The sequence below is a fragment of the Vibrio sp. Vb0667 genome (assembly GCF_033391095.1).
Map to the genome: position 1 here is coordinate 1 of NZ_JAWPOL010000417.1, position 1,028 is coordinate 1,028.

Annotated in this window: 1 protein-coding gene; it reads left to right on the top strand. The window is 43.7% G+C overall.

What is annotated here, in order from left to right:
* Positions 1 to 21 precede the first annotated feature (21 nt).
* On the top strand, positions 22 to 774 hold the full coding sequence (locus R8269_RS26335; RefSeq protein WP_025816756.1) for a TerC family protein: 753 nt from the start codon (positions 22 to 24) through the stop codon (positions 772 to 774).
* Positions 775 to 1,028: the final 254 nt, after the last annotated feature.

The following is a 1,028-nucleotide window of genomic DNA, read 5'->3' on the forward strand; positions in this document are numbered from 1 at the left end:
CCATTCTCAGGAGGCATACTCATGTTAGAACTTTTCATGCAGCCTGAAGCATGGGTGATATTTGCCACCTTATTTGCTCTCGAAGTTGTTTTAGGCGTAGATAACGTCGTCTTTATTTCCGTTTTATGTGAAAGATTGCCATCCCACCAGAGAAAGCTCGCACGAAACCTAGGTATTGGTCTTGCGGTGTTCGCGCGTATTGGATTGGTGTTTTCTATCACATGGATCATGCAACTTACCCAACCACTATTTAGCGTTGCAAACCATGCAGTGACAGGTCGAGATATGATAATGATCTTGGGTGGTGCGTTTTTGTTAGCGAAAAGCTTAAAAGAGCTTTGGAGCTGGTTAACTCACAATGAAACCAATCACTCTACCCATGTGCGCACGGGATTGGCGGTGGTTTTGTTACAAATCGTTGCGGTTGATGCGGTATTCTCGATGGATTCTGTCATCACAGCAGTCGGTTTAACAAGTGAAGTACCGCTTATGGTTGCTGCAATTATTGCTTCTGCATTGGTCATGGTTATGACTGCTGAGAAGATCAATAACCTAGTTACCCGTTACCCTGGTTTCAAAACCTTAGCGCTACTGTTCCTAGTATTGCTGGGTGGCTTGCTGATGGCCGAAGGCTTCGCAATCCATATCAATAAAGGGTATGTGTACTTTGCGATGGCGTTTGGTTTGGTGCTGGAACTGTGTCACATCCAACTAAAGAACAAACAGCGCCGAACTATCCAGCGAATCAGACCAATGCATGACGTAGCTACCTAGAATTCTTGTTAACTACATGAAAAATAAATTATCATGGGTAAGCAAATGAGTGCCGGAGCGCTTTAAGGTGAAAACTGAGTTGTAGAGAACTCGGTTTTTCAACTTTAACTTCAGGAGAAAGAAGTGCGTTTGTCTACAGTGGTTCCTTCAGCCAAGCTTGTACTCATTTAGCTCGGTACTCCGGAATTATGGTTCGGCTCATAATAATTCTTTTATTAGCTCTGCTCGTTCTGTCTTTGCTGCTAGCATCATCT

Excerpts from the sequence above, each read along its gene's own strand:
- R8269_RS26335 (WP_025816756.1), top strand. The coding sequence starts at position 22 with ATGTTAGAACTTTTCATGCAGCCTGAAGCATGGGTGATATTTGCCACC.